Annotated in this window: 27 protein-coding genes and 1 tRNA gene; 16 read left to right on the plus strand and 12 right to left on the minus strand. The window is 60.4% G+C overall.

Going from position 1 to position 25,142, the window contains the following annotated elements; genetic code table 11:
- Window positions 1-5 precede the first annotated feature (5 nt).
- Window positions 6-1,556, minus strand: coding sequence for a benzoate-CoA ligase family protein (locus HP556_RS06210; protein WP_175366305.1), 1,551 nt, complete (start codon window positions 1,554-1,556; stop codon window positions 6-8).
- 158 nt (window positions 1,557-1,714) lie between these two features.
- On the opposite strand from HP556_RS06210, the gene HP556_RS06215 reads away from it, so the two are divergent.
- Together HP556_RS06215 and HP556_RS06220 are read left to right on the plus strand one after the other, a co-directional pair.
- Complete coding sequence (locus HP556_RS06215; protein ID WP_175366306.1) at window positions 1,715-2,626, plus strand: helix-turn-helix transcriptional regulator; 912 nt, start codon at window positions 1,715-1,717, stop codon at window positions 2,624-2,626.
- Entirely contained in the window at window positions 2,623-3,096 is a 474-nt protein-coding gene (locus tag HP556_RS06220) for a hypothetical protein (RefSeq protein ID WP_338117539.1), read from the plus strand. The genes HP556_RS06215 and HP556_RS06220 overlap by 4 nt, the downstream gene beginning before the upstream one ends.
- A 4-nt stretch (window positions 3,097-3,100) precedes the next feature.
- Here HP556_RS06220 and HP556_RS06225 read toward each other — a convergent pair whose 3' ends face one another.
- The 6 genes from HP556_RS06225 to HP556_RS06250 all read right to left on the minus strand — a co-directional run bounded on the left by HP556_RS06225 (window position 3,101) and on the right by HP556_RS06250 (window position 9,205).
- Window positions 3,101-3,811 carry an ABC transporter ATP-binding protein gene (locus HP556_RS06225; protein WP_175366307.1) on the minus strand — a complete coding sequence of 237 codons (711 nt, stop codon included), beginning with the start codon at window positions 3,809-3,811 and terminating at the stop codon, window positions 3,101-3,103.
- A complete protein-coding gene (locus tag HP556_RS06230) occupies window positions 3,808-4,566 on the minus strand; it encodes an ABC transporter ATP-binding protein (protein ID WP_175366308.1) in 759 nt (252 codons plus the stop codon). Before HP556_RS06230 ends, HP556_RS06225 begins: the two co-directional genes overlap by 4 nt.
- Window positions 4,559-5,563, minus strand: a complete 1,005-nt coding sequence (locus tag HP556_RS06235; protein WP_175366309.1) for a branched-chain amino acid ABC transporter permease — start codon at window positions 5,561-5,563, stop codon at window positions 4,559-4,561. Before HP556_RS06235 ends, HP556_RS06230 begins: the two co-directional genes overlap by 8 nt.
- Window position 5,564: 1 nt before the next feature.
- Entirely contained in the window at window positions 5,565-6,437 is an 873-nt protein-coding gene (locus HP556_RS06240; protein WP_120286988.1) for a branched-chain amino acid ABC transporter permease, read from the minus strand.
- A gap of 155 nt (window positions 6,438-6,592) precedes the next feature.
- Window positions 6,593-7,801, minus strand: a complete 1,209-nt coding sequence (locus tag HP556_RS06245; RefSeq protein ID WP_175366310.1) for an ABC transporter substrate-binding protein — start codon at window positions 7,799-7,801, stop codon at window positions 6,593-6,595.
- 183 nt (window positions 7,802-7,984) lie between these two features.
- Window positions 7,985-9,205 carry a LysR family transcriptional regulator gene (locus HP556_RS06250; RefSeq protein WP_175366311.1) on the minus strand — a complete coding sequence of 407 codons (1,221 nt, stop codon included), beginning with the start codon at window positions 9,203-9,205 and terminating at the stop codon, window positions 7,985-7,987.
- A 166-nt stretch (window positions 9,206-9,371) separates the two neighbouring features.
- Here HP556_RS06250 and HP556_RS06255 point away from each other — a divergent pair, with 166 nt between their 5' ends.
- From HP556_RS06255 to HP556_RS06290, 8 genes are all read left to right on the plus strand, one after another.
- Window positions 9,372-10,205, plus strand: a complete 834-nt coding sequence (locus HP556_RS06255) for a transporter substrate-binding domain-containing protein (RefSeq protein WP_149534228.1) — start codon at window positions 9,372-9,374, stop codon at window positions 10,203-10,205.
- Entirely contained in the window at window positions 10,202-10,963 is a 762-nt protein-coding gene (locus HP556_RS06260) for an amino acid ABC transporter ATP-binding protein (RefSeq protein ID WP_120286992.1), read from the plus strand. The genes HP556_RS06255 and HP556_RS06260 overlap by 4 nt, the downstream gene beginning before the upstream one ends.
- A gap of 3 nt (window positions 10,964-10,966) precedes the next feature.
- Complete coding sequence (locus HP556_RS06265) at window positions 10,967-11,668, plus strand: amino acid ABC transporter permease (RefSeq protein WP_199711958.1); 702 nt, start codon at window positions 10,967-10,969, stop codon at window positions 11,666-11,668.
- A complete protein-coding gene (locus tag HP556_RS06270; RefSeq protein WP_089266064.1) occupies window positions 11,668-12,327 on the plus strand; it encodes an amino acid ABC transporter permease in 660 nt (219 codons plus the stop codon). Before HP556_RS06265 ends, HP556_RS06270 begins: the two co-directional genes overlap by 1 nt.
- A gap of 64 nt (window positions 12,328-12,391) precedes the next feature.
- On the plus strand, window positions 12,392-13,771 hold the full coding sequence (locus HP556_RS06275; protein ID WP_175366312.1) for a dihydroorotase: 1,380 nt from the start codon (window positions 12,392-12,394) through the stop codon (window positions 13,769-13,771).
- 64 nt (window positions 13,772-13,835) lie between these two features.
- Entirely contained in the window at window positions 13,836-14,924 is a 1,089-nt protein-coding gene (locus tag HP556_RS06280) for a DUF917 domain-containing protein (RefSeq protein WP_175366313.1), read from the plus strand.
- A gap of 19 nt (window positions 14,925-14,943) precedes the next feature.
- Window positions 14,944-16,602 carry a urocanate hydratase gene (locus HP556_RS06285; protein WP_175366314.1) on the plus strand — a complete coding sequence of 553 codons (1,659 nt, stop codon included), beginning with the start codon at window positions 14,944-14,946 and terminating at the stop codon, window positions 16,600-16,602.
- Window positions 16,603-16,913: 311 nt separating this feature from the next.
- Window positions 16,914-16,988: transfer RNA gene (locus HP556_RS06290), tRNA-Gln, on the plus strand.
- 324 nt (window positions 16,989-17,312) lie between these two features.
- On the opposite strand, the gene HP556_RS06295 is transcribed toward HP556_RS06290, so the two are convergent.
- Window positions 17,313-17,504, minus strand: a complete 192-nt coding sequence (locus HP556_RS06295) for a hypothetical protein (protein WP_068735371.1) — start codon at window positions 17,502-17,504, stop codon at window positions 17,313-17,315.
- A 120-nt stretch (window positions 17,505-17,624) separates the two neighbouring features.
- On the minus strand, window positions 17,625-17,753 hold the full coding sequence (locus HP556_RS30375) for a hypothetical protein (RefSeq protein ID WP_256461248.1): 129 nt from the start codon (window positions 17,751-17,753) through the stop codon (window positions 17,625-17,627).
- Window positions 17,754-18,049: 296 nt separating this feature from the next.
- On the opposite strand from HP556_RS30375, the gene HP556_RS06300 reads away from it, so the two are divergent.
- The 3 genes from HP556_RS06300 (at window position 18,050) to HP556_RS06310 (ending at window position 21,957) form a co-directional block, all read left to right on the plus strand.
- Window positions 18,050-20,326, plus strand: coding sequence for a glycosyltransferase family 4 protein (locus HP556_RS06300; protein ID WP_175366315.1), 2,277 nt, complete (start codon window positions 18,050-18,052; stop codon window positions 20,324-20,326).
- Between the two features lie 41 nt (window positions 20,327-20,367).
- A complete protein-coding gene (locus HP556_RS06305; protein ID WP_175366316.1) occupies window positions 20,368-21,666 on the plus strand; it encodes a glycoside hydrolase family 130 protein in 1,299 nt (432 codons plus the stop codon).
- Window positions 21,667-21,780: 114 nt separating this feature from the next.
- On the plus strand, window positions 21,781-21,957 hold the full coding sequence (locus HP556_RS06310) for a hypothetical protein (RefSeq protein ID WP_158596714.1): 177 nt from the start codon (window positions 21,781-21,783) through the stop codon (window positions 21,955-21,957).
- A 182-nt stretch (window positions 21,958-22,139) separates the two neighbouring features.
- Here the strand turns inward: HP556_RS06310 and HP556_RS06315 are convergent, their stop codons facing one another.
- The gene (locus HP556_RS06315) at window positions 22,140-22,343 is read right to left on the minus strand and encodes a cold-shock protein (protein WP_068734860.1); all 204 of its coding nucleotides are present in this window, start codon (window positions 22,341-22,343) and stop codon (window positions 22,140-22,142) included.
- Window positions 22,344-22,566: 223 nt separating this feature from the next.
- On the opposite strand from HP556_RS06315, the gene HP556_RS30380 reads away from it, so the two are divergent.
- Window positions 22,567-22,698 (plus strand): hypothetical protein, encoded by a 132-nt coding sequence (locus HP556_RS30380; protein WP_256461247.1) that lies wholly within the window; start codon window positions 22,567-22,569, stop codon window positions 22,696-22,698.
- Between the two features lie 185 nt (window positions 22,699-22,883).
- Window positions 22,884-23,072, plus strand: coding sequence for a hypothetical protein (locus HP556_RS06320; protein ID WP_093756915.1), 189 nt, complete (start codon window positions 22,884-22,886; stop codon window positions 23,070-23,072).
- 21 nt (window positions 23,073-23,093) lie between these two features.
- Here the strand turns inward: HP556_RS06320 and HP556_RS06325 are convergent, their stop codons facing one another.
- Both HP556_RS06325 and HP556_RS06330 read right to left on the minus strand, forming a co-directional pair.
- A complete protein-coding gene (locus HP556_RS06325) occupies window positions 23,094-23,300 on the minus strand; it encodes a hypothetical protein (protein ID WP_089266057.1) in 207 nt (68 codons plus the stop codon).
- Window positions 23,297-23,635: a hypothetical protein gene (locus HP556_RS06330; RefSeq protein ID WP_068734854.1), complete on the minus strand. Its 339-nt coding sequence runs from the start codon at window positions 23,633-23,635 to the stop codon at window positions 23,297-23,299. The genes HP556_RS06325 and HP556_RS06330 overlap by 4 nt, the downstream gene beginning before the upstream one ends.
- 539 nt (window positions 23,636-24,174) lie before the next feature.
- On the opposite strand from HP556_RS06330, the gene HP556_RS06335 reads away from it, so the two are divergent.
- Window positions 24,175-24,390, plus strand: a complete 216-nt coding sequence (locus HP556_RS06335; protein ID WP_147421564.1) for a hypothetical protein — start codon at window positions 24,175-24,177, stop codon at window positions 24,388-24,390.
- The last annotated feature ends 752 nt before the right edge of the window (window positions 24,391-25,142 follow it).

Raw genomic sequence — 25,142 nt, forward strand, 5'->3', positions numbered from 1 at the left:
CGGTTTCAGACCGTCGCTCCATCGCGCAATTTGTAGCGCTGGATTTTGCCGGTGGCTGTTTTGGGAAGGGAATCGACAACCTCGATCCAGCGTGGATATTTCCACGGACCTATCCGTTGCTTGACGTGATCCTTCAAGGATTCGCGCAGGCCCTCGACCACGGCATTCGGCTTCAGCACCACGAAGGCCTTCGGCTTCAACAGCCCCTCGGCGTCGGCCTCCGGCACAACCGCCGCTTCGGATACGGCGGGATGGGCGATCAGCGCGCTTTCGACCTCGAACGGTGACACCCAGATGCCGGACACTTTGAACATGTCATCGACACGTCCGCAGAACGTATAGCGCCCGTCGGCATCGCGGACATATTTGTCACCGGTGCGCGTCCAATGACCCTCGAAGGTGCGACGACTCTTGCTGCGCTGATTCCAGTATCCCTCGCCGGCAGACGGCGCATCGACAAGTAACTCGCCAATTTCCCCATCGGCAATATCGAGGCCCGCATCATCGACGAGCCGCACACGATAGCCCGGTACCGGCCGACCGGACGTGCCGTATTTGATATCGCCGGGAGCATTCGACAGAAAGATATGCAGCAGTTCGGTTGAGCCGACGCCATCGAGAATATCGACGCCGAAGCGGCTCTTCCAGCCGTTCCCCACCGGTTCCGGAAGCGCTTCACCAGCCGAAGTGCAAATGCGCAGGCGCGGGAGGCGAGCTTCCGTTTTGAAACCCTCATCGTTCAACATCGCCGCGAACAATGTCGGCACCCCGAAAAAGATGCTCGGCTGATATCGCCGCATCAGGCCGAACATGGTGGCCGGCGTGGGTCGCTCCGGATTGAGCACCGTCGTGGCGCCAACCGACATGGGAAATGTCATGGCGTTGCCGAGGCCGTAGGCGAAGAACAATTTGGCCGCAGACAGTCCGACATCGTCCTCGCGGATGCCGAGAACCTGCTTGCCGTAGGTCGACGCCGTTGCTTCCAGGCTGGCGTGCAGATGGCGAACGCCTTTCGGCATGCCCGTAGATCCGGAGGAGTACAACCAGAAGGCAGGTTCGTCCGCATGGGTCGCGACCGTGGTGAAGCTTGTGCTCTCATTCCTGACTTCGTCAGCCAGACTCTTGCGGCCATTGCCAGCGCCACCGACCACAATCACATGCTCAAGATCCGGCAAACGACCGAGCATGTCGTCGACCGCCGGCAACAACGCCGCGGAAATGAACAACACGCGCGCCCGGCAATCGGCCAGCACATAGGCATATTGGTCCGAGGTCAGCAGAGTGTTGAGCGGCACCGGGACGATGCCGGCCCGGATCGCGCCGAGGAACACCACCGGAAAGTCGACGGTGTCGAGCATGATCATCGCGACGCGTTCTTCGCGCCGGACGCCAAGCCGCTTCAGCAGATTGGCCAGCTGGCAGCTTTTTGTCTGCAGGTCGCCATAGGTCAGTTCGGTCACGGTATCGGTGAAGGCGAGCTTGCTGCCACGGCCCTCATCGATGTTGCGGTCGAGAAGCCAGGTCACCGCATTGTAAGAACTGGACGGCCCACTCATGATGCGTCTGCACCTTGGGCGATTCCACAACCGTTGTTCACGGTGCTCTCCCTATCGTTTTTTTTGAATTATAATTCATATAAAGTCACCAACTCCGGTTGCTGTCAATCGCATCCGGAATTATCTTTCCTGAAATCCTCGACGAGCACACACGCCCCATGACCGACCAGGCCGATCCCGAAACCGCCTTTCTTGAACAGCTCGGCCAGCGTGTCCGCACCATGCGCGGCCTGCGCGGCATGTCGCGAAAGGTGCTGGCGAAAGTGTCCGGAATTTCGGAGCGCTACATCGCGCAACTAGAAAGCGGCAAGGGCAACGTGTCTATCGTGCTGCTGCGCCGGGTGTCCGGCGCCATGGGTGCCCATCTCGAAGATCTGATTCCGGCGGACGAACCGACAACGGAGTGGCCGGTCATTCGCGACCTCGTTCGCAACGCGACACCGAACCAGATCGCCCAGGCCAAGGACGTTCTCGCCGGACGCGGGAACGGTCAGTTCCAGAATTATATGTCATTCAGCGGCATCGCCCTGATCGGGCTGCGCGGCGCCGGAAAATCGACGCTCGGGAAATTGCTGGCGGACAAGATCGGCTGGAGCTTCGTCGAGCTCAATAAGGAGATCGAGCAGCACAACGGACTATCGATCGCCGAGATTATCGCGCTCTATGGACAGGAAGGCTTTCGCCGCATGGAACAGGCCGCGCTGAACGGCTTGCTGGCACGCAAGGAGCCCATCGTCCTTGCGACTGGCGGCGGCATCGTCTCTGAACCCGTGACCTTCGATCGCGTATTGTCATCGTTCTACACAATCTGGCTCAAGGCCAAGCCCGAAGAACATATGGCGCGCGTCCGTCGCCAGGGTGACTTGCGCCCGATGGCGGATGACCGCTCCGCCATGCAGGAATTGCGCACGATCCTGCTGAGCCGCGAACCGCTCTATGCCCGCGCATCCGCCATTGTCGATACAGCCGGCCTCAGCAAGGACAAGGCTGCTGCGCAACTGGTCGGCACGGTATCGCATGTGTTGAACACCAATGCCCAGGCTTTCGGACTGAGAAGCGCGGCGTCGTGACACTGGGCGAGCTTCTGCAAGCACGTGGCTTCGATCCCGTCGGTGCGATCGCGATCCGCAATACCCTACATTCCGAAGACGTCTCAAACGACTTTCGCGATCTCGCCGATGTCATCAGCGCCAATGCGCTGCCGATGTATGACCGGATGCAGGACGGTCCGCGCATCGCACATCAAGCAACCGTGCTCTCCTTTGCCGCAACAAATGGCGGGCAGGCACGCCTGACCAGCCTGCGAACCTTCCTGCTGCGCAAACCGGGAAGCGTTCCCGGCGATATCGTCTACGACTACGACGCCGCGCACCTGCTGCACAGCTTCATCGCGCGCGCAACGACGCCCTGTTTTTACGACGCCATTGAACGGGAGGAGCTCAACGATCTGTTCGGCCGTCTGGTGGTGCAATGGCCGCAGCCGCTTTCCGACAATATTCTTGCGGCCAATGACGAAGCGTTGACTGTCGTCGTGGCCTGATCAATCAAACGCCGAGATGGCGCTCCAGCACGTCCGGTTGCGCAGCCAATGCCGCCGGCGTTCCGTCGAACACCACGCAGCCCTTCGACAGGATCACCATTCGGTCGGCGACTTTTGCCAGACTCCGGAAATCCTTGTCGACGACGATGGTCGCGATGCCCTCACCCCGGACGATCGCTAGCGTCTGCCAGATCGACTGCGCCACCAGCGGCGCCAGACCTTCGGTGGCTTCATCGATCATGATCATATCGGGATTGGTCATCAACGCGCGACCGATGGTCAGCATCTGCTGCTCGCCTCCCGACAGTTGATGCCCTCCATTGTTGCGGCGTTCGTGCAGACGCGGAAACAGCTCAAATATCTTCGGCAGGGTCCAGGATTGACGACCATGATTTCCTTGTCGCGCGGCCATCACCAGATTTTCGGTGACCGACAGCGAACCGAAAATGCCCCTCCCCTCCGGCACCAGCGCCATGCCGCATCGCGCGATCGTTTCAGGCGCTGCATTGCGGATATCGTGGCCGTGGAAGCGCAAACTGCCGCGGCAAAGCGGCATCAATCCCATCAGCGAACGCAGCAGCGTGGTCTTGCCCATGCCGTTGCGGCCGATCAGCGCGACCTGCTCGCCCGGCGCGAAGGTCAGATCGATGCCGTGCAGAATCTGGCTGGCGCCATAAAACGCATCGAGCTTTTCCACCTGCAGTAAGGCCGTCATGCGATGCCTCCATCAGCACCGAGATAGGCGGCGCGCACGCCGGGATCCACGCGCACGTCCTGCGGCAAACCTGTGGCGATGACACGACCGTCCTGCATCACCGTCAACCGGTCCGCGAGTTCGAACACCGCATCCATGTCGTGCTCCACCACCAGCAGCGCACGGTCGGCCTTCAGCGACGCAATCAATCCGATGATGCCTCGCGCTTCCGATGGCCCCATGCCCGCCAGTGGCTCGTCGAGCAGAATGACCTGCGGATTGGTCGCCAGCACCATCGCGATTTCGAGCTGGCGCTGTTCGCCGTGACTTAGTTTATCGGCAATGATCTGCGACCGTGCGGACAACCCGACCCGGTCGATCGCGTCGGTGACCAACTGGAGATATGGCCGGTCGCACCGCGTGCCGCCAAACATCCGGAGCGGCGCGGTTGAACGGGCCTGCGCCGCAAGACGCACATTCTCATGCACGCTAAACTGCGCAAACAACGTCGTCTTCTGATAGGCGCGGCCGAGGCCAGCACGCGCGCGGCGGTCCGGCGACAAGGAGGTGATATCCACGCCATTCAGCAAGACCTCACCCGAGGTTGGCAGAAGTTCGCCGGCCAGCAGATTAATCAGCGTGGACTTTCCGGCACCGTTCGGGCCGATCACCGCATGGATCTCGCCGGCGCGAATGTCGATCGACACATCGGAAACGGCCAGCAGGCCTCCAAAGCGCTTCTGCAATCCAGCGGCACGCAGCGCAATGTCATGCATGACGAGCTTCCGCAGCTGCAGGCTTGATTTCGGCCGCGCGTTGCGGTGACGCGCCGAACACCATCGACCAGATCTGCCGGACACCATTGGGCAGCAGGATGACGATGCCAATGATGATCAAGCCCTCGGCAAGCTTCCAGTTGTCGAGATGCGCCTTAAGCACTTCTTCCATGCCGATCAGAACCAGCGCACCGACCAGCGGCCCGGTGACCGAGCGCAGGCCACCGATCAGCACCATGACCAGAATTGTCGCCGACTGGTGCCATCCCAACATCTGCGGCGCGACGAAGCCGAACTGCGCCGCGGCCAGATAACCGGCAACGCCCGCCAGCGCGCCGGACAGGGTGAACGCCGTCAGGCGGAGGCGGAAGATCGGGAAGCCGAGCGACCGCGCCCGGCGCTCATTGTCCCGGGCTGCCGCCAGCGCCCGCCCGAAAGGTGAGCGGACCACCATCGTGAGCAAAGCGATCACGCCCACCAGGAAACCCAGCACGACAAAGTAGAAAGTCATGGGCTTGTCGAGATCGAGCAATTGGCTGCCGGCAATGGCGATCTCGGGCCGGATGTTGATGGAGATGCCATCCGATCCGCCCGCGAATTTGGTGTCGTGGAAGAAGAAGAACAGCATCTCGCCAAAAGCGAGCGTTACCATGATGAAATAGACGCCGCGGGTGCGCAGCACCAGCGCGCCAATCAGCAGGGCTGCAGTGCCGGAGCACAGGATCGCAATCGGAAGCGTCGTTAACAGCGACGCCGCATCATAACGAGGCGACAACAGCGCAAGCACGTATCCGGCGAGGCCGAAAAAGGCGGCATGGCAGAGGCTCACCAAGCCGCCATGGCCGACCACGAGATTCAGTGACATGGCCAGCATGCCCATGATGAGCGCCTTGGCAAAGAATTGCGTGTAATAGGTCGATACACAGAATGGCAGCGCAATCGCCATAGCCAGACAGGCGATGCCGAACAATCGGACCCGCAGATTGGGCATGCTCATATCAAGCATCCTGGCGTCCGAGAATTCCACTGGGCCGCCACAGCAACACGGCTGCCATCACCACATAGATAAGAATGCTGGACACGCTGGGAAAGAACACCTTTCCGAACGTATCCGTGAGGCCGATCAGCAGTGCGCCGACGGCTGCGCCAGCGACCGAACCGATGCCGCCGAGCACGACCACGACAAAGGACAGGATCAGCATGCCATCGCCCATGCCGGGAAACACTGTCGAGATCGGCGCGATCAGGATGCCGCCGAGCGCCGCCAGCGCGATGCCGGCGGCGAAGACGTAGCGATTGACCCGGTCGAACTTGATGCCGAGCACGCGCGCCATCTCACGATTTTCCGAGCCCGCCCGCACGATCATGCCGATTTTGGTGCGCGTGATCACGAAGAAGATGACGAGTGCCACCATCAGGCAGAACACACAGATCGCCAGCCGGTAGACCGGATAGGACAGATTGTCGGTCAGCTGGATCGACCCCGACAACCACGCGGGCGGAGCAACCGCGTGCACGTCCTTGCCGAACAGCAACTGCCTGATTTCATCGATGACCAGGATGAGGCCGAAGCTGAGCAGCACCTGTGCCAGATGATCCCGGCCATAGAGAAGACGAACGAAGACGGCCTCAAGCAGAATGCCAGCGATGAAGGCAACCAGCACGCCGCCAAGCAAGGCGACCACAAAACTGCCGGTCATCAACGTGATCCAGTAAGCCAGATAGGCGCCGAGCATATAAAACGCGCCATGGGCGAGATTGATGACCCCCAGGATGCCGAACACCAATGTCAGGCCGCTCGCGACAAGGAACAGGACTGCGCCATACTGAACCGCATTCAGCAACTGAACGCCTAGTGTGATGAGGTCCATCAGATCAATCCAACCACGGCGGGCCACCTTCAGTCGCCGGCGCAATCAAGCATGAGGCCGGACCTGGCTGCGCTGCGCCACCTCCTTCACGGACGGTCTTGCACGCAACAGGCTTCGACGATTCGATCTCCATCAAAAGACCGCGTAACCATGCGTCAGGTCATCTTGCAGCCCCGCGCGGGATCGTCGACATCGGCCTGGGCGACCGAGATCATCTCGTTACGCCCGTTGCGGACCTCGCGCAGATAGATGTTCTGGATCGGGTTATGCGCCTTGTTGAAGGACAGCGGCCCGCGCGGGCTGTCGATCTTCGCAGCCCCCATCGCCGCGATCATCTTGTCGCGCGCATTGAAGTCGCCGCCGACGGCGGTCAGCCCGATATCCAGCAGCGCCGCGCCATCGTAGCCCTGTACGGCGTAGATATCGCCGTCCTTGCCTGTCTTGGCCTTGAAGGCTTTGAGGAAGGCGAGATTGGCGGGATTATCGAGATTGTCCGCGTAATGCAGCGTCGTCCTGATGCCCTTGGCGGCTTCACCCTGCGCTTCGATGGTACCGTCGGTCAGAAAGCCCGCGCCATAAAGCGGAATGGTCTTGTTCAGGCCGGCCGCCGCATAGTCCTTGACGAATTTCACCGCGCCACCGCCTGCAAAAAAGCTGAACACGGCATCGGGCTTCAACTGTGCTATCTGCGTGATCAGTGCCTGAAATTCCACCTCCGGAAATGGCACCGTCAGGTCAGCTACGATCTTGCCGCCGTTCTTGGTGAAGTTTTCAGCGAAGGCGCCGATCATCTCCGCACCGGCGGTATAACGCCATGTGATCGTAACCACGTTCTTGATACCGGCATCGGCCATCACCTTGCCCATCGGGTAGGTGCTCTGCCAGTTCGAGAACGACGTACGGAAGATGTTCGGCGCGCAGGCCGGACCAGTCGCATCATTGGCGCCAGCATTCGGAATGATCAGAAGTGTCTTGGTGTCGCGCGCGACCTTGACCATCGCCATGGCCACGCCGGAATGAACGGTGCCGACAACGACGTCAGCCTTCTCGCGGCCGACCAGCCGGTTCATGTTGTCGGTGGCTGATTCCGGCTTCGATTCATCGTCCACCTGCACGAACGCAATGTCGCGCCCACCGAGCTTACCGCCCTTCTGTTCGACATAAAGACGGAAGCCGTCATCGATGAATTGGCCGAGCTTCGCATAGGTCCCGGTGTAGGGAAGCATCATCCCCACCTTCAATGGCGCGTTCTGCGCCATAGCCGGGCTATGAAGCGGCGACGTCGCAATGAATGTTGCTGCCCCGGCGGTCCCGGACAGCATGGCGCGCCGCGTCAACGGACGCAGAAACCCCTTGGTAGTCATCGGCTCGTCTCCCCTCGGAATAATTGATGACCGGTTGATCCGGCCTACCAATGCAGATTGACGCCAAGTGGAAGCATTGCCCTCCACCCGCGCTCGCATCTCTGCAGCATAATGCACGAAATTGGAAAAGATCAAGAATTATAATTCATAGTCAGCGGCAGTGGGTAGCCGCGCTCATTCCAATCAATCGCTGTTCACCATCATGGCGGCTGCTGGCGTTGCCGGCGCATAGTTGCGCAGGGCAGCAAGAATGGAGCGGGCGCCGCGCCGCGCGCCTTCGGTCTGTACCCAGACCAGCGACAGGATAAGTTCAAGCCCGGGATCAACCGGCAGCGCCACGAGGCGTGCATCGAACGAGACGAGCGCGCTTTCGGGGAGTACTGAGACGAAGCCGAAATCCAGCATCAGGTTGGCAATGATCGGGATCGAGTCGATTTCCGTGATTGTCAGCGCATCGATCTCTGCCTGAGGCAGCAATTGCGCCAGCAGTTTGTGCGCGGCTTGGCCGAGCCCGGTGCGTCGGCTGGGTAGCGCAAGCGGTTGCTGGCGAAGCACCCGCATGACATTGGGTTGGTCGCCCAGCACCTCGCGCGCGCCGACGACCACAAGCTTCGATCGCACCAGCGCGCGCGACGAGACATCTGCGGGGATCGTATCGCTGTCGATCAGCGCCACATCGCAGCGCTTGTCCTTCAGTCCAGTGAGCAGATCCTCTGCCGTACCATTGGTGACAAACAGCGGCTGCGTCGGCCGATCCCGCTGCCAGGCTGCGACGAGAAAGGCCAGCAGCCGCGCGACATTGCTTTCATGGCCGAGCGGCATCACCGCCCCGAGCCTGATGGTGGCATTGGTCGAACGAAAACGCTCACGCGCACGCCGTGACAGTCGTTGCATGGTTTTTTCAAGTTCAGCCAGCGACGTGACCAGCAACTGGCATGCCGGCGTCGGCGTGACACCGATACGGGAGCGATGAAACAACACGCTGCCGAGTTCATCTTCAACGCGTGCAATCTGTCGCGCGAGTTGCGGCTGACCGAGACGGATGATGCGTGCGGCACGACGAACGCTGCCGGTTTCCGCAACCAATGCGACACGCTGCAAGGCCGTGAGACTGACATCACACTCGGCGCAGAAAGCCCGTGCTGCATCGCCTGCCCTATCGGGCGCGATCATCCCCATCGCGATATCCGCTGCGGCTTCAATCTCGTCCAGCATTCGCCGTGCCTCAAGCGTGAGAAAGCTCGCGGCACCTACGCGATTCAACAACGGCGCTGCGATAGAGCGCTCGAACCGTTTCACCGCTGCCGAGAGCGTACTGGGTGCGCGTCCAAGTTGGCGCGCGGCTTCGCGCACATTGCCGCAACGAAGCACCACGGCTGTCATCACCAAGGTCGCAATGTCCATTCCATTGTCATCCGGGTCTGTAGTCGATTTTTCCGCGCTGCAGCGAGAGCGTATAGGATGTCCATCAAATGGGATATCCCCCCGATGCGCAATTGCGTTAGCCTTCATGACAAGGACCGCGGAGCCAGCTGCCGGCTTGGCCTGGCCGCACCAATGGAGGTGTTCGATGAAAGCAATGATCCTTGCCGCCGGGCTTCTAGCTTTGGCCAGCCCCGCATTCGCTCAGACGCAGGAACCGCTGAAGTCCGCGATCGACTCGACCTTCGCGCCGCATGCCATGCCCAAACTGTCAGGCGGGCTTGAGGGCTTCAATATCGACGTCGTTGATGAAATGTCGAAGCGCATCAAACGCCCGATCACGGTGGAAGGCGCGCAATTCGCCGGTCTCATTCCGGCACTTCAGGCCGGCACCTACGACTTCCTCGCTGCTGTGGTCACTGTCACGCCCGAGCGCGCGCAGCAGTTGCTGTTCATGGAAGGCTTCGTCGACGCCGACTATCGCTTCATGACGCTGGCTTCGGCACCTCCCATCACCAAACTCGAAGATCTCTCCGGCAAGACCATCGCCGTGCAGAAAGGCGCGATCTACGAGAAATGGGTCAACGACAACGCCGCCAAATATGGCTGGAAGTCGGAATCCTTCGCCACCAGCACCGACGCGGCGCAGGCCGTGCTTGCCGGCCGTGCCGACGCCAACATCTCGGCCGCAACCGTCGTCGCCTGGATCGTGAAGAACAATCCGCGGCTGAAGAATGCCTTTCTCTACAAGACGGGCCTCGTCTGGAGCATGCCGCTGCGCAACGGCAATACCGAATTGCGCAACAAGCTCGAAGACGCACTGGTCTGCATGAAGCAGGACGGCACGCTGAAGAAGCTTTACGTGAAGTGGTTCGGTGTCGAGCCCGAGGCCGGATCGGCGACCACCACCATCTATCCCGGTTATGGCGCACCAGGCGTTGCCGGCTATGACGCGACCGAGCAGAAGCCGACCTGTTCATGAGTTCGGCAGCAGCAGCGCCTGTACCCCGCTATCTGCTCGAAGCACGCGGCGTCCGGAAGAGCTTCGGCACCACCGAAGTCCTGAAGGGCGTCGATCTTCTGGTTGAGCCGGGCAAGCTGGTCTTTCTGATCGGCCCATCCGGTTCGGGCAAGAGCACCTTGCTGCGCTGCTGCAATCGTCTGGAGGAGCCGGATGGCGGCTCCATCATCATGGACAATGTCGACCTTTTGTCGCCGCGCACCGATATCAATGCCGCACGGCGACAGATCGGCATGGTATTCCAGAGCTTCAACCTTTATCCGCACCTCACCGTGCAGAAGAACATCACGCTGGCCCTGCGCAAGGTCGCCGGCATGAGCACAGCCGACGCCAATGCCCGTGCCGCGGAGATGCTGGCGCTGGTGGGCCTGCCCGACAAGGCAGCGTCCTATCCTGCACAACTCTCCGGCGGCCAGCAGCAACGCATCGGCATTGCACGTTCGCTCGCGCTCAATCCCAAGATCATCCTGATGGACGAGCCGACCTCGGCGCTCGACCCGGAACTCGTCGGCAGCGTGCTCGCCGTCGTCAAGGATCTGCGTGCCCGCGGCATCACCATGGTGATCGCCAGCCACGAGATGAATTTCGCCCGCGAGGCCGCCGACAAGGTCGTGTTCCTCGATGGCGGTCTCGTCATCGAGCAAGGCAGTGCCGAAGACGTTTTCCTCCGGCCGCAGGAAGATCGCACCAAACGTTTCCTCGCGCAGATCAGGCACTAGGTCATGACCGCCGCCGACGCGATGAGCAACTGGGACCGCTTCGTCTTCACCTTCTTCAATGCGGATATCGCGATGAAGTACGGCTGGGAGATTTTGCAGGGCGCCGGCGTTACCATTCTTGCCGGCCTCGCGGTGGTCATCACCGGTATCGGCGCCGGCTTCGGCCTCGCGGCGCTCCGGGCGATCGGCTGGAAGCCGGTCAATTTCCTCATCATCGTGTTCGTCGACATTTTCCGCTCGCTGCCGCCGCTCGCAATCATCCTGGTATTATTCTTCGGCTTCCCAAATATCGGCATCGTCCTGCCCAGCCTCATCGTGCTGTGGATGTCCCTCGGCGCGGTGCTTGCGGCCTTTGCCGAGGAGATCTTCTGGGCCGGCATTACCTCAGTGCCGAAGGGCCAGTGGCTGGCCGCGCGCTCAACAGGGCTCACCTTCGCTCAGACGCTGCGCTATGTGATCCTGCCGCAGGCGGTCCGCCTCGGCATTCCGCCGCTCACCAACCGCGCGATCTCCATCACCAAGAACCTCGCGCTTGGCAGCGCCATCGGTGTCAACGAGATTCTTGGCCGCGCCAATTCCGCGCTGTCGATGTCCGCCAATGCGACGCCGCTGACCATGGGCGCGCTACTTTACGTGCTGGTCTTCATTCCACTGGTGATCGCCTCCCGTACGCTCGAACGCAACTATCGGTGGGGTGAGCACTGATGGAGCAGTTCACCCAGGAATTCTTCAATCTCGACGTCATGGCGAAGGTCGCACCGTTCCTGCTGCAGGGCTTGCTGCAGACGCTTCTGCTATGCTCCTTCCTGATCCCGATCGGCCTCGTCAGCGGTATCCTCGTGATGTTGCTGACCACCAGCCCCTATCGCCTGCTGCGCTGGCCGGCGATCGCCGCCGTCGATTTCTTCCGCGCCTTTCCGCCGCTGGTGCTGCTGGTCTTCGTCTATGCGGGCCTGCCCTTTATCGGGCTGCGCGTGCCCGCGCTGGTGGCTGTGGCCGTCGCCTTCCTGATCAATTCGGCAAGTTACTACGGCGAGATCTATCGCGCCGGCATGGTTAGCGTGCCGAAGGGCCAGCGCGAGGCCGCGCGGTCGACCGGACTCTCCGCCACACAGACATTGCTTTACGTGACGCTGCCGCAGGCGATCCGCAACGTGCTGCCCGATCTGCTCTCGAACACGGTCGAGCTGGTGAAGCTCACGACGCTGGCCAGCGTCATCTCGGTGCCGGAGCTGCTGCATTCCGCCAATCTGGCGCGCTCGCTCACCTACAACTCATCGCCGCTGATCCTCGCGGCGATCATCTATCTGCTCCTGCTGTTGCCGGTCGTGCGCCTGATCGCGCGGCTGGAGCACAGGCTCTAGGACATACGGTCCGGCAGGGCCATCACGACAAGCCGGCTCGCCGGCGGCGAATGTGGAGTTACACATGGATTTCGATCTGGTTCTCACCGGCAAGGTGATCGGTCACGACAGCATCATCGAGAACGGCTGGGTCGCGGTCCAAGACGGGCGCGTGGGTGCGGTCGGCGAAGGCACGCCGCCTGCCGCACGCGAGCGGCAGGACTTCAAGTCCGGCATGATCCTGCCCGGCGCCATCGACGCACAGGTCCACTCGCTGTCACAGCGCAACCAGGAAGACTTCGTCTGGTCGACGCGCTCCGCCGCAGCCGGCGGTGTGACCACTATCGTCGACATGCCCTATGACGAAGGTGATCTGGTTTGTTCCGCTGCTGCGGTCGAGCGCAAGATTGCCCATGCGAGCAAGCAAGCGCGCGTGGATTTCGCGCTCTATGGCACCATCGACCCCGAAGAGGGTCCGGCACGCATCGCCGAACAGGCGAAGGCCGGCGTCGCCGCCTTCAAGTTCTCCACCTTCGGCACTGACCCCAAGCGCTTTCCGCGCATCCCCGCGCCGCTGCTCGCCGACTGCTTCGCCGCCATTGCGCCGACCGGCCTCGCAGCCGGTGTCCACAACGAGGACGACGAATTCATCCGCGATGCCGTCGCCAAGGTGAAGGCCAAGGGCGTCACCGACTGGCGCGCCCATGCCATGTCGCGCCCGCCGCTCGCCGAAATCCTGGCGATGCTGCAGATCTATGAGACCGGCGCCGAGACCGGTTGTCCCGCCCATGTGGTGCATTGTTCTGTCGCACGCGGTTATGATATTGCGGCGTGGTATCGCTCCGGGGGCTATCACGCCACAGTGGAATGCTGCATCCACTATCTCGTGCTCGACGAGGAGAACGACGTCTCCCGCCTCGGCGGCAAGGCCAAGATCAATCCGCCGGTGCGCCCCCGCGCCGATGTCGAAGCGCTGTGGGCAGAGCTTGCAGCCGGACGCGTCTCGCTGGTCTCGACCGATCACGTCAGTTGGTCGGAAGATCGCAAGATCAATCCGGACATGCTTGCCAATGCGTCCGGCGTCCCCGGCTTAGAGGCCATGGTGCCGCTACTGGTAAAGGGCCTCGTCGAACGCAAATTGCCGCTGACCCATGCCGCGAAGCTGATGTCGTTCAATCCGGCGCGGCACTTCCGCATCGACGATCGCAAGGGCGCGCTGGCGCCTGGCCTCGACGCCGACATCACCGTGCTGGTGGACAAGCCCATCATCTATGACGGTGCCGCAAGCGGCAACAACGTGGTCGGCTGGTCCCCCTATAACGGCATCACGCTGCCGTGGACCGTGGCTGCGACCTACGTGCGCGGCCAGCTTGCTTTCGATGGCAGCAAGGTTCTCGCCGAACCTGGCAGCGGACAATTCGTGCGGCCACCGCTGCTTCTCTCAGAGCGACTGCCGGTGGCGTGACGCCCGCCGTTCCGATCACCGACCACATATCGAACACAAGAACATCTGCCGAGGAGACATTCCGATGGGACGTATTCTGACCGAACGCGATATTGAAGCCGCCGTGCGCGGCGGCGGTGTCTACGCTGCCGGTGGCGGCGGCTGGGCAGATCACGGGCGCATGCTCGGCCGCGCCGCGATTCTCGTCGGCAAGCCCGAACTCGTGTCGATCGACGAACTCGACGATGACGACTGGGTCGCCACGGCCGCTGCGATCGGCGCGCCGGCGTCGACCACCGCCTGGGAGATGCAGGGCAAGGATTACGTCCGCGCCGTGCAACTGCTGCAGGACGCGCTGGGTGAACCGCTGAAAGGCCTCATCATCGGTCAGAACGGCAAGTCCTCCACCATGAACGCCTGGCTGCCTTCGGCGCTGCTCGGCACCAAGGTGGTCGATGCCGTCGGCGACATGCGCGCACATCCGACCGGCGACATGGGATCGATCGGCCTTGCCGGCTCGCCCGAACCGATGATCCAGACAGCCGCCGGCGGCAACCGCGCCGAGAACCGCTATATCGAGCTCACCGTGCGCGGCGCCACCGCCAAGGTCTCGCCGATCCTGCGTACAGCCGGCGACATGTCTGGCGGCTTCATTGCCTCCTGCCGCAATCCGGTCCGCGCATCTTATGTGCGCGACAACGCTGCTCTCGGCGGCATCTCGCTCGCGCTGCGCCTCGGTGAAGCCATTCTCGCGGCCGAGCCGAAAGGACCGACTGCCGTGATCGACGCGATCTGCAAGGACACCGGCGGCTCCATCCTCGGCAGCGGCAAGATCACCGCAAAGAATGTGGTCTACACACCGGAAGCCTTCGACATCGGCACCCTGACCATCGGCGAAGGCGACCGCGCCATCACGCTGCATGTGATGAACGAATACATGGCCATCGTCGACGCAAATGGTAAGCGTCTCGCGACCTTCCCGGACATCATCGCCACGCTATCCGACGAGGCTGAGCCGATGAGCGTCGGCCATCTCGAAGTCGGCATGAACGTGCATCTGTTCCATGTGCCGAAGACGATCATTCCGCTTGCCTCCAGCGTCAAGGATCCGGCGGTCTATCCCTCCGTCGAACGCGCCATGGGCATCGAGATCGCACGCTACGCACTGGCCTGAGACACGACAGGAGTCCGTCATGACATCAGCGAATCCACGGCACCCCGATTTTCCGATTCCTGGCGGCCCAAAGCTGCGCGCCAAGGGCTGGCGACAGGAAGGTCTGTTGCGCCTTCTGGAAAACGTGCTCGCGGTCGGTGAGGATCCGTCGAACCTCGTCGTCTATGCGGCCCTGGGGCGCGCGGCCCGTAACTGGCCCGCACACAAGGCCATCGTGCAGGCGCTGATGACCATGGAGGAGGACCAGACTCTCGTCATCCAGTCCGGCAAGCCCGTGGGCCTGCTCCGCACCCACGCCAAGGCGCCGCTCGTCATCATGGCGAATTGCAACATCGTGGGACAATGGGCCAAGGCCGAGATCTTCTACGAACTCGAACGCAAGGGTCTGATCTGCTGGGGCGGACTCACGGCCGGCGCCTGGCAGTATATCGGCTCGCAAGGTGTCATTCAGGGCACCTACGAGATCTTCATGCGCATTGCCGAGCGCCGCTTTGGCGGCACACTCACCGGGCGCTTTATCCTCACCGCTGGGCTCGGCGGCATGGGCGGCTCGCAGCCGCTGGCAGGCCGCATGGCCGGTGCGGCGATTCTCACCGTTGACATCGATCCGGAGCGCGCACGCAAGCGCAAGGAGATCGGTTATCTCGAAGTGATCGCCCCGGATCTTGATTCTGCGCTGGATATGATCGCCGCCGCGAAGGCGGAGCGGCGCGCATTGTCGGTCGGTCTCGTCGGCAATGCCGCCGATATCTATCCGGAAGTCGCCCGGCGCGGCATCATCCCCGATGTGGTGACCGACCAGACCGCAGCCCACGATCTCGTCTACGGTTATGTGCCGCGCACGCGCTCACTCGAGGAAGCGCGCATCATGCGCAAGACAGCGCCGGAACAATTGATGGAGGAGAGCCGGGCGTCGATTGTCGATCATGTGCGCGCCATGCTGACGTTCCAGTCGCGCGGCGCGGAGGTGTTCGACAATGGCAACCTCATTCGCACCCACGCCAAGGAAGGCGGCGTCGCAAATGCCTTTGACATCCCCATTTTCACGGAAGCCTATCTGCGCCCGCTCTTTGCGCGCGCCATCGGTCCGTTCCGCTGGATGGCACTGTCGGGCGATCCCGACGACATCCGTGCCATCGACGATCTCGTGCTGCGCCTGTTCGGCGATAACCAGATCGTCTCGAACTGGATCAAGCTCGCTCGCCAGTATGTGCCTTTCGAGGGCTTACCGGCCCGCATCGCCTGGCTCGGTCATGGCGAGCGCAGCGAATTGGCGCTGGGCGTCAATGGACTCGTCGCCAATGGCACGCTCAAGGGACCGGTCGCCTTCTCGCGCGATCATCTCGACGCCGCCGGCATGGCGCATCCAAACATCATGACCGAGAACATGCGTGACGGTTCAGATGCCATCGCTGACTGGCCGCTGCTCGACGCAATGGCGCTGTGTTCATCCCAGGCCGATCTCGTCGCCGTTCATTCCGGCGGCGGCGGCTATGCCGGCTACATGACCAGCGCCGGGGTCACCCTGATCGCCGACGGCACGGCCGCCGCGGCAGAACGCCTCGTCATGAGCCTCGACAACGACACGGGCCTCGGCGTCATCCGCTACGCGGATGCCGGTTATAGCGAGGCCCTCGATGAGGTCTCGCTCAAGCACGTCCCACATATACAGCTCTAGAACCGTCGTTCCGAACACATTCTATGGCGTGTTGGGCGAGTGCCCGCGCCCGCGGACAGGCTTCGGGAACGTCGCCGAGGGCCAGCTCACAGGCCCTATCGCCTAATATGCGACCGCGAAAATCGGAAAATTCAGTGCGTCAGGGGCTCACGCGCAGCGGTAGAAGCCGACACCCCAATTGCACAAAAGTCCGGCGCATCCGGAAGCGGGGAACACCGCTGTCAGGTGGTTGAAATTGCGGAGCTCTCTCTATAGACCGACGGAGCCAAAGCGATCCGCGGGCCCGCCCCGCCTGTTGTCGCCTCGGCCGTTGGGGCGTAGCCAAGCGGTAAGGCAGGGGATTTTGATTCCCCCATTCGGAGGTTCGATCCCTCCCGCCCCAGCCATGTTTTAGCAAGCGATTTCAATTCCTTATCGACACGCCCCGTTTTCGTTCTGAACAGCGTTTTTCTGCTCATTCTGAACAACTGTTGACGGTTCGTTCGCCAGCTTATGCGCGCGCCGCTTGCGGGTGGCCGACAAGGTCAGACCTGAAGCCTCCGAGAGAGATGCTGACGGTGTGGATAGAGCAGTGCCATCGGCCTTGGGGGTCCTTCCAATAAAAAGGGCCCCGCCACTGCAGGGCCTCACATTTTCTGGTCGGTATTGTTCAAGCCCGACAAGTCGCCGTATGCACTTACGTTCCAGCGGACAAGTAGAGAGCTTGAATGTCAGCCTTTGCCTGCCCAGGCCGGGCGCTCGCCTAGCCATGGCGGCAGCGCTTCCCACTCGGCAGATCTCATCCGACGTTCCTCGCCGCCAACATTGATGAAAACAAACGGTGCATCTTCCTGCCCTGTCTTGGAGCCGGCGAACATCGCTGGTGTGCCGTACGCATCTCGAATGGCCGTCTTGATCGACATGTCTTTCCTCGATCTGTGAACATTTCGATGACGTAACGTTCGCGCATCGTCGCCGCGTGAGCGGGCTCTCTGTTCAACGCCGGACGGGAAACGTCCAGTGCTACCGCGCGAGGAGTGGTACTATTTCTTTCTGACCGCCCCCAGCGCCGGCATGATCTTGGGACCGCCGCCCTTGAGGCTCTCTGCAGCAGCGATCGTCTTGACCGGTACCTTCTTCGGTTTCTTGGTTTCGCGATTTCCCTTGGCCATATCGTACTCCCGCTGTGTAAGCCCGAGCGTTACCACGGCTGGCACTGAAAGACCGATTTATTATCACCGTTGTCTCGCTGATCTCCCACCGACTTGTTCCGCCTCCCAGCCCTCGAAGATACTGATGGCTATTCGCGAAGAAAGAGCGCACCCTGCGCTCGCGCGCATTGATGACCCTGATGGTCCCTGCCGAGCGCGCTGCTTTTGTCACGAAATTGTCCGATATGCCGCGGCTGGCGCAGCATTGCCAATTTTGAGCGATTGCCCTTTCAACATTGAAATCGCGAGGCAGCAGATTGACGGTGTTCAGCCGCATTGCATTCATTGGCAATTCACTTCCACGCCGATGTGGGATCGCCACGTTCACTACCGATCTGCAAAGCGCAGTAGCAGCCGCCCGCGCAGACTCCAAAACCGTCATCGTGGCAATGACCGATCACGGTCATTTCTATGACTATCCAGCCACCGTTGGCATTCAGATCAACGACGAGCTGATCAACGACTACATACGTGCAGCAGAATTCCTGAACAACGGCCATTTCGACGTGGTGTCGCTTCAACATGAGTTCGGTATCTTCGGCGGCGAAGCCGGGAGCGATATCATCCAGCTTCTCTCGCTGCTCAAGATGCCCATCGTGACGACACTCCATACGGTTCTTGCAGAGCCCACCGCCGCACAAAAAGATGTCTTCACACGCGTTGTCGAGATGTCGTCGAAAGTGGTGGTGATGGCGGAGAAAGGTCGGGAACTGCTTCGGACCATCTATCAGGTCGCGGAAGAGAAGATCGAGATCATTCCACATGGAATTCCGGAGTTCGCTTTTGTGGAGCCCGACGATGCAAAGACGAGGCTCGGCTTTGCCGGCAGGTCTGTCATTCTGACGTTCGGCCTGCTTTCACCTAATAAGGGCATCGAATTCATGATCGATGCGATGCCGTCCATCCTGAGCACCTGCCCGGGTGCGGTCTATGTCGTATTGGGTGCAACCCATCCAAATCTGGTACATGACGAAGGCGAGACCTATCGCGAATCCCTCATTGCAAGGGCCCGCGAAGCTGGCGTCGCGGATCACGTTGTCTTCCTTGATCGCTTCGTTGACCAAGAGACCTTGCTCGATTTCATCTCGATGTGCGATGTCTACGTCACGCCTTATCTGAACGAATCTCAGATGACGTCAGGCACCCTGGCCTATAGTTTTGGCTTGGGAAAGGCCGTGGTATCGACTCCCTATTGGCATGCCCGCGAATTGCTTGCCGATGGCCGCGGCATTATCGTCCCGTTCGCGGATGCGAATGCGATCGGCGTCGAGATCGAAAAGCTTCTGATCAATGCACCACTGCGCCAAGCAATGCGCAAACGCGCCTATGCCAGCAGCCGCTCCATGACCTGGGAACGGACGGCCGATCGGTACATGTCCGTTTTCGAGAACGCGGGTCGCCGCCACAGGCTTAAGACCATTGCAAAGTCGGATACGAGTACGCTCCTGCGAGATAGTCGCGCACCTCCCGAGATGCGCATTGGTCACTTCTTGTCAATGTGCGACGACACCGGGCTATTCCAGCATGCGGTCCACTGTGTTCCGGATCGCCTGCATGGGTATTGTATCGACGACAATGCCCGCGCGCTGCTGCTGGCATGCGCATTGAACACGCCAGGGGAATTGCGTCTGTCGGAGGTCCTGACCTCCCGCTTTGCAGCTTTCGTCCAGCATGCGTGGAATCCCGAAACGCACCGGTTTCGAAATTTCATGGCTTTCGATCGCAGCTGGCTGGAAGAAAGCGGATCGGAAGACAGTCATGGGCGCACGCTTTGGGCGCTGGGCGTTTGCGCTCTTTCGGATGCGACCCCCTCTCGGCGGACCTGGGCCGCAGCACTCTTTGCGGAGGCCTTACCAAAGGTCGGCGATTTCCTCTCGCCCCGTGCGTGGGCGTTCGTATTGCTGGGACTCGATGCGTATTGCACGACCGTCACCGACAATAGCCGTGCCAATGCAATCCGGACGATTCTGGCCGACAGGCTCGTCTCGCTTCTTGAGAAAGTCGAGACGAGTGATTGGGTGTGGTTCGAAGACGGACTTTCCTATGACAACGCTAGACTCTGCCAAGCCTTGATTCTCACCGGCACAGCGATGAAACGGCCGGACTATCTCAATGCCGGGCTGAGAAGCCTGCGCTGGCTGCTGACACAGCAGACCTCGGCCAGCGGTCAGTTCAGGCCGGTGGGCACGGAGGGATTTCACGACATCCGGCGCCAGCCGCGCAGCTTCGACCAACAGCCTGTCGAGGCTGCTGCCACCATCGCGGCCAGCCTTGCGGCGTGGCGCGCCGACCAGAACATTGAATGGAAGAGCGAAGCCGCCCGGGTCTTCGCATGGTTCCTCGGCAGCAATGACCTTTCTATCCCGCTCGTCGATCTGGAGACAGGAAGCTGCCGTGATGGACTGCATCCGGACCGTGCGAATGAAAACCGCGGTGGCGAGTCAGTCGTATCCTACCTGCTCGGACTATCCGAAATTCGGCACATGGCACGTATCGCCGAGGATCAATCCAAATCCGCGACCCGCGTGGCCTGATCGCGGCGCGCCCCCCTCTCAGCAGACAATTGAGATTCCTTTTGCCCTCATCTCCGATACTGAATCGCCAGGCGCTCTATCTCCGGCCCGATGCATCCCGAGTCATCGTACGGCCGTTTAAACCTGCGACGGAGCCACGCGATCTCAATCCGACAGATAAGACGCGCGCCAATCATATTGTCGACCGGATTCTTGCGCTCAGTCCCGAGCAGGCAGAGCATCAGTTGGCCGACGTGCTTGAAAACTTTCTGGGTCGCCACCGGAATCTGCTTCAGACATTCGAGGCCCGCGCTGACGAAATGGAAGATGCATTCCACGGCCATAGCCGGTTCACGACGATTCAGCGTCAGCTAGTCGGCGCCTATTTCCTGAGTGAATACTCGTTTGAAGCATCAGCACTCTTCAATCCGAGCATCGTGCCTCACCCCGATCAATCGGGAACGACAGCCGGCGCCCTGCGCTTCATCCTCAGCCTGCGCGCCGTCGGAGAAGGCCATGTGTCATCCCTGACATTTCGCACCGGCCTTGTAGATACCGACGGGACCGTGAGCATCGATCCGACCGCACGCCTCGCATCAAATCCAGCAGTTCAACACCTCGGGTCTGGGCCTGGCGGCGAGGATGTCGCCGTCACGTTTCGTAGCAGCGAGGATATCAGTGAGCGGGTCATTTTTCCGATTACGGAGTCGCAATCGAACGGCATCGAGGATGCGCGCTTTGTGAAATTCGAGCACTCCGAGCGAACTGTCTATTACGCGACGTACACGGCCTATAGCGGCAGGGCGATCCGCTCGGAGATCATCGAGACGTCCGACTTCGTCACGTTTCGCTTTTCAGCCCTCAGAGGCAGCGCATCACATAACAAGGGCATGGCACTTTTCCCCCGGAAAATCGACGGGCGGTTCGCGATGATCGCGCGGCAAGACAATGAAAACCTCTACCTGATCTATTCGGATGATCTTTATACATGGGATGGCGGCACGCCGATCCTGAAGCCGGCCGCCCCTTGGGAGTTCATTCAAATCGGCAACTGCGGCTCACCTATCGAATTAGATGAGGGCTGGCTATTGCTGACCCACGGTGTCGGCCCGGTCCGCAAGTATTCGATAGGAGCAGCACTGCTCGACAAAAACGACCCGACGAAGGTGCTGGGGCGCCTGGACGAACCGCTCCTTCGGCCTGCGCCGTCCGAGCGCGAAGGATATGTGCCGAACGTCGTCTATACATGCGGCGCAATGCGGCATGGCGATCAAATTATCTTCCCGTATGCGATTTCGGACAGTTACTCGAACATCGCGACGATCGATATAAGAAGCCTGCTCGCAGCGATGGACAAATAAGAGCTGACTTAGCTTTACCGTAGAAGCAATCGTACGTGGCTTCTCAGCACGCCCAGCTCGTCCGTGGTTGGCACCTTTCACCAAACGGCAAGTAGAACTTTTGGGAGACGCACAGTGACCGGTGAAAAATCAAGGGCGCTCGTTCTCGGAACGACAGTCTTTTGGAAGAACGATAAAAATGACTTTGGCACCGTCATCGCCAAGGACTGGAGTAGCGTCACGGTCAAATGGGATAGCCGCGCCAGCCAGACAATCATGCACAACGATATGGATAGCTGCACGGCAGCTTGAATTTACTTGGCCCAAACGAGCATTCCTGACCATCATTCGCGAAAGCCGACGCGACACCAACCGGCCGCTGAAATCATCGCGAAACGCCCGCCGGGACAAGTCCGACGGGCTGCCAGTTATGTGGTCATTTGGCCGACAGCCGGGCGCCACCAGACTTGCGGCGCCAGGCAAAAGAGGCCCGATCAGCCAACCCGAAGGTTTTCCGCCGACGTCTTGCCACGGTTGGCCACTTCCTCAAAGCTGACCTTGGCCCCTTCATTCAAAGTGCTCAGCCCCGCCTTCTCGACGGCCGAGATGTGAACAAAGACGTCTTTGCTGCCATCGTCCGGCTGGATAAAGCCGAAGCCCTTCGTCGCATTGAACCATTTTACTACGCCAGTGGTCACTTCAGTTCTCCCGGTTGTCTCTCAACGATAGCAACCCTGAATTCAGGAAGGAGTCAATCAAGCAAACTTCCATCTCCTGAATTGATGCGGCTGTCGGCTGCCAGGATGACGGGTGGCGGTCGTCCGCCCGCGATGCGACAGCGGCTTTAGGCAACATAATCTCCGGGAGACCCAACCGACGTGCTAATGTCACCGAAGCCCAGTGCGGGCGGAGGACCAAACCATGGCCAAAGGCGAACAACGGAACAATCGCGAAGTAAAGAAGCCCAAGAAGGACAAGGCCAAGACGATCGCAGCAGCTCCGACCATGAAGGGCCTGATGCACCCCGAGGCGGAAAAGCCCCGAAAGAAATAGTCGAACAGAGCGCATCGCCAGCATAGCTGCAGCATCTGAGGTCACGGGCACCCGACGCATGATCCATGCGCTCGATAGCGCTACCGCGTTCGCGGTGATCGAGAACCAGAAAATTCAATCAAAATGTCCAATCCCCTTCCGGGGCGCTCCGACGCGCATCGGCGATCATGCCAGATGGAGCAATCATGACACATGAAGACCTGGAACTGATCCGTGAGATCGTCCTGCACGGCGGCGCAAAATATACGGCTGGCAATATCGATCGCAGCAAATACCAGCGCCTTGTCGATCTCGGGTGGCTATCGCCCCTCATCATGAACAAGACAGACATTGCCTATGAGACGACAAAAGCAGGCGAAGTGGCAGCGAGCTGACCCAGCACCCGGGGAGCGGCTCTAGCCCCGCGCGACGATTTTACCGGTCGCGAACTGTTCCAAAGCGTAGAGCGCACTTTCCTCATACGTCGCACCCGGCAGCGGTTCTGCGACCACGATCAACTGGCCAATGGTCAATTGAACCATGCCATCCAGGATGTCGTAACTGGCTTCGTACGTCACGCCGGCCAATACCAGTTCGACATAGCCATGCCAGAAGCCCTTCAACTCCGACTCCCAACCAGATCGATAAACGTCTGAAGTTCTGCAGAAAAGCGCTCGGCCTGCCTGGCATCCAGCCATAGTTTTATCGTCGACGTCGCCGACAGGACAAAGGCAACCCCGAAACCGCCCGCATTTGGCACACACAGCGCCGACCAGCTGTCTGCTTCGCTCACGATCTTCCGTTCGTTGGGAGTTCCCGTTTCCAGGACATGATTGATTTGAATCTTAAGCTCGATTGCATCGTCGAACGACAGGGAAATCTCCTCTCCGCTGAAGTTCAAAATTAGCCAGCAATCTTTTTGCTTGGATTTGACGTCGGAGGTGAAATTGAAGGCCATGGTGGAACCATGCGCCTATGCCCGTGACGGTCAATCAAATTCGTCGCGACACTATGCGACTTGATGCACAGCCCTTCCGTAATCGCCTAGCTGCCTGCCAATCGGGAGCAAGTTTCATGTGGCAGCCAAGGTCTGCACGCTTTAACTGGACGTTGCGGCCTCGCGTTTGAGTCGCACTGAGGCGCAGACAAAGGGGCGATCAAATGGGCGACGGGTGGCAACCAATCAGCACCGCACCGAAGGACGATGAACGGATCATCGTTGCGGGTGGAACATGGATACGCGGAAACAAAGACAAGCTACCTCAGACATTTCCATGCCTCGTCATCTGGGACGAAACCGAGTGGCTCATTTGCGACAATGAAGGGCCGCGAGCGCTCATACGGGGTCCCAAAATCTGGATGGCAATCCCGCCCGCTGACTTGCCTTCAGCATCGGAATTGCTGAAGACGATCTGACGCATTTCATTAACCATACGATGCTACCCGTCCTGTAGCGCGGGTCTTGTCGAGCGTACCGCGCCAACTCTGGAGTCGCAGATGCAGGTCATCGAAATTACGGACCTCGTCGAGGCCAGGCGCGCTCGTCTGGCTCAATATCACGGGCTGCCGCGCGCACTTCAGCTGAACGGTCAAACAGTCACGGGATCGGTGAGATCCGTCGTGATGGATGCATCGGCAGCAAAGTGGACTGTAAAGCTGGTTGCAACGCCACCTGTCGTCGACAGAAAATATCGTCTGCGCCGCTCCGCCTAGAGCCGGACGCAGACCCGCACGACGACATCCGGCTTTCTTCAACCCCGCCATACCGCAGCCGCATGTATCCGTAGGCGCCCCCTATTCTCCTGAGCCAGCCACCCAAGGCACGCGCAGTCCAGTGGATTGACCTCAGCGATTCCGGCGACAAATCAGAACCTTCGAATTAGGTCGACTCGCGAACATAAAGGGAATCTACTGCACCGCATCATCGGCCGTCCTTAGGCATTCACCGGTGACAGAGAGTTCGGTCGCGCTCCCGCCCAATGTCTCGGGACTGCCATGCCTACCTCCGAATGTACTTTGGAATCGCAACAACACAGGTCCGGACAGTGAAAGCTTCTCACCTCGAAGCTGAGCACGCCGCGATGATCGCGCTTGCGACAGCTGCTCAACTCCCTCACGGAGATGAGCGAACGCTTGCCATGCGAAAAGCTGGACAACTGCAACTAATCGCCGATGCGAAGAAGCATCGGCTACAAACACCGGAAGTGTGAAGACCTATCCAGTAATCCAGCTACTAACTCGCGATCGGCACTTTGGCAGCGACACAATTCGTGCTTCCAAAATAATATCTTCCATTCGTAATTTCCGACCGGAAGCGTAAGATTCAAGCATCACCGTGAGGACTTCGGCTTTTAGCGATGACCGAGAGCCCCGCTCCCGCCTCAACAAGGGGGCGATCATGTCAGAGTGTCGGAAGATCGATTCCGGGATTGCCTTGTGCCCGCAATACTACTGCCGGTCTTTTT

The organism is Tardiphaga robiniae (genome assembly GCF_013359755.1).
Classification (GTDB): Bacteria; Pseudomonadota; Alphaproteobacteria; order Rhizobiales; family Xanthobacteraceae; genus Tardiphaga; species Tardiphaga robiniae.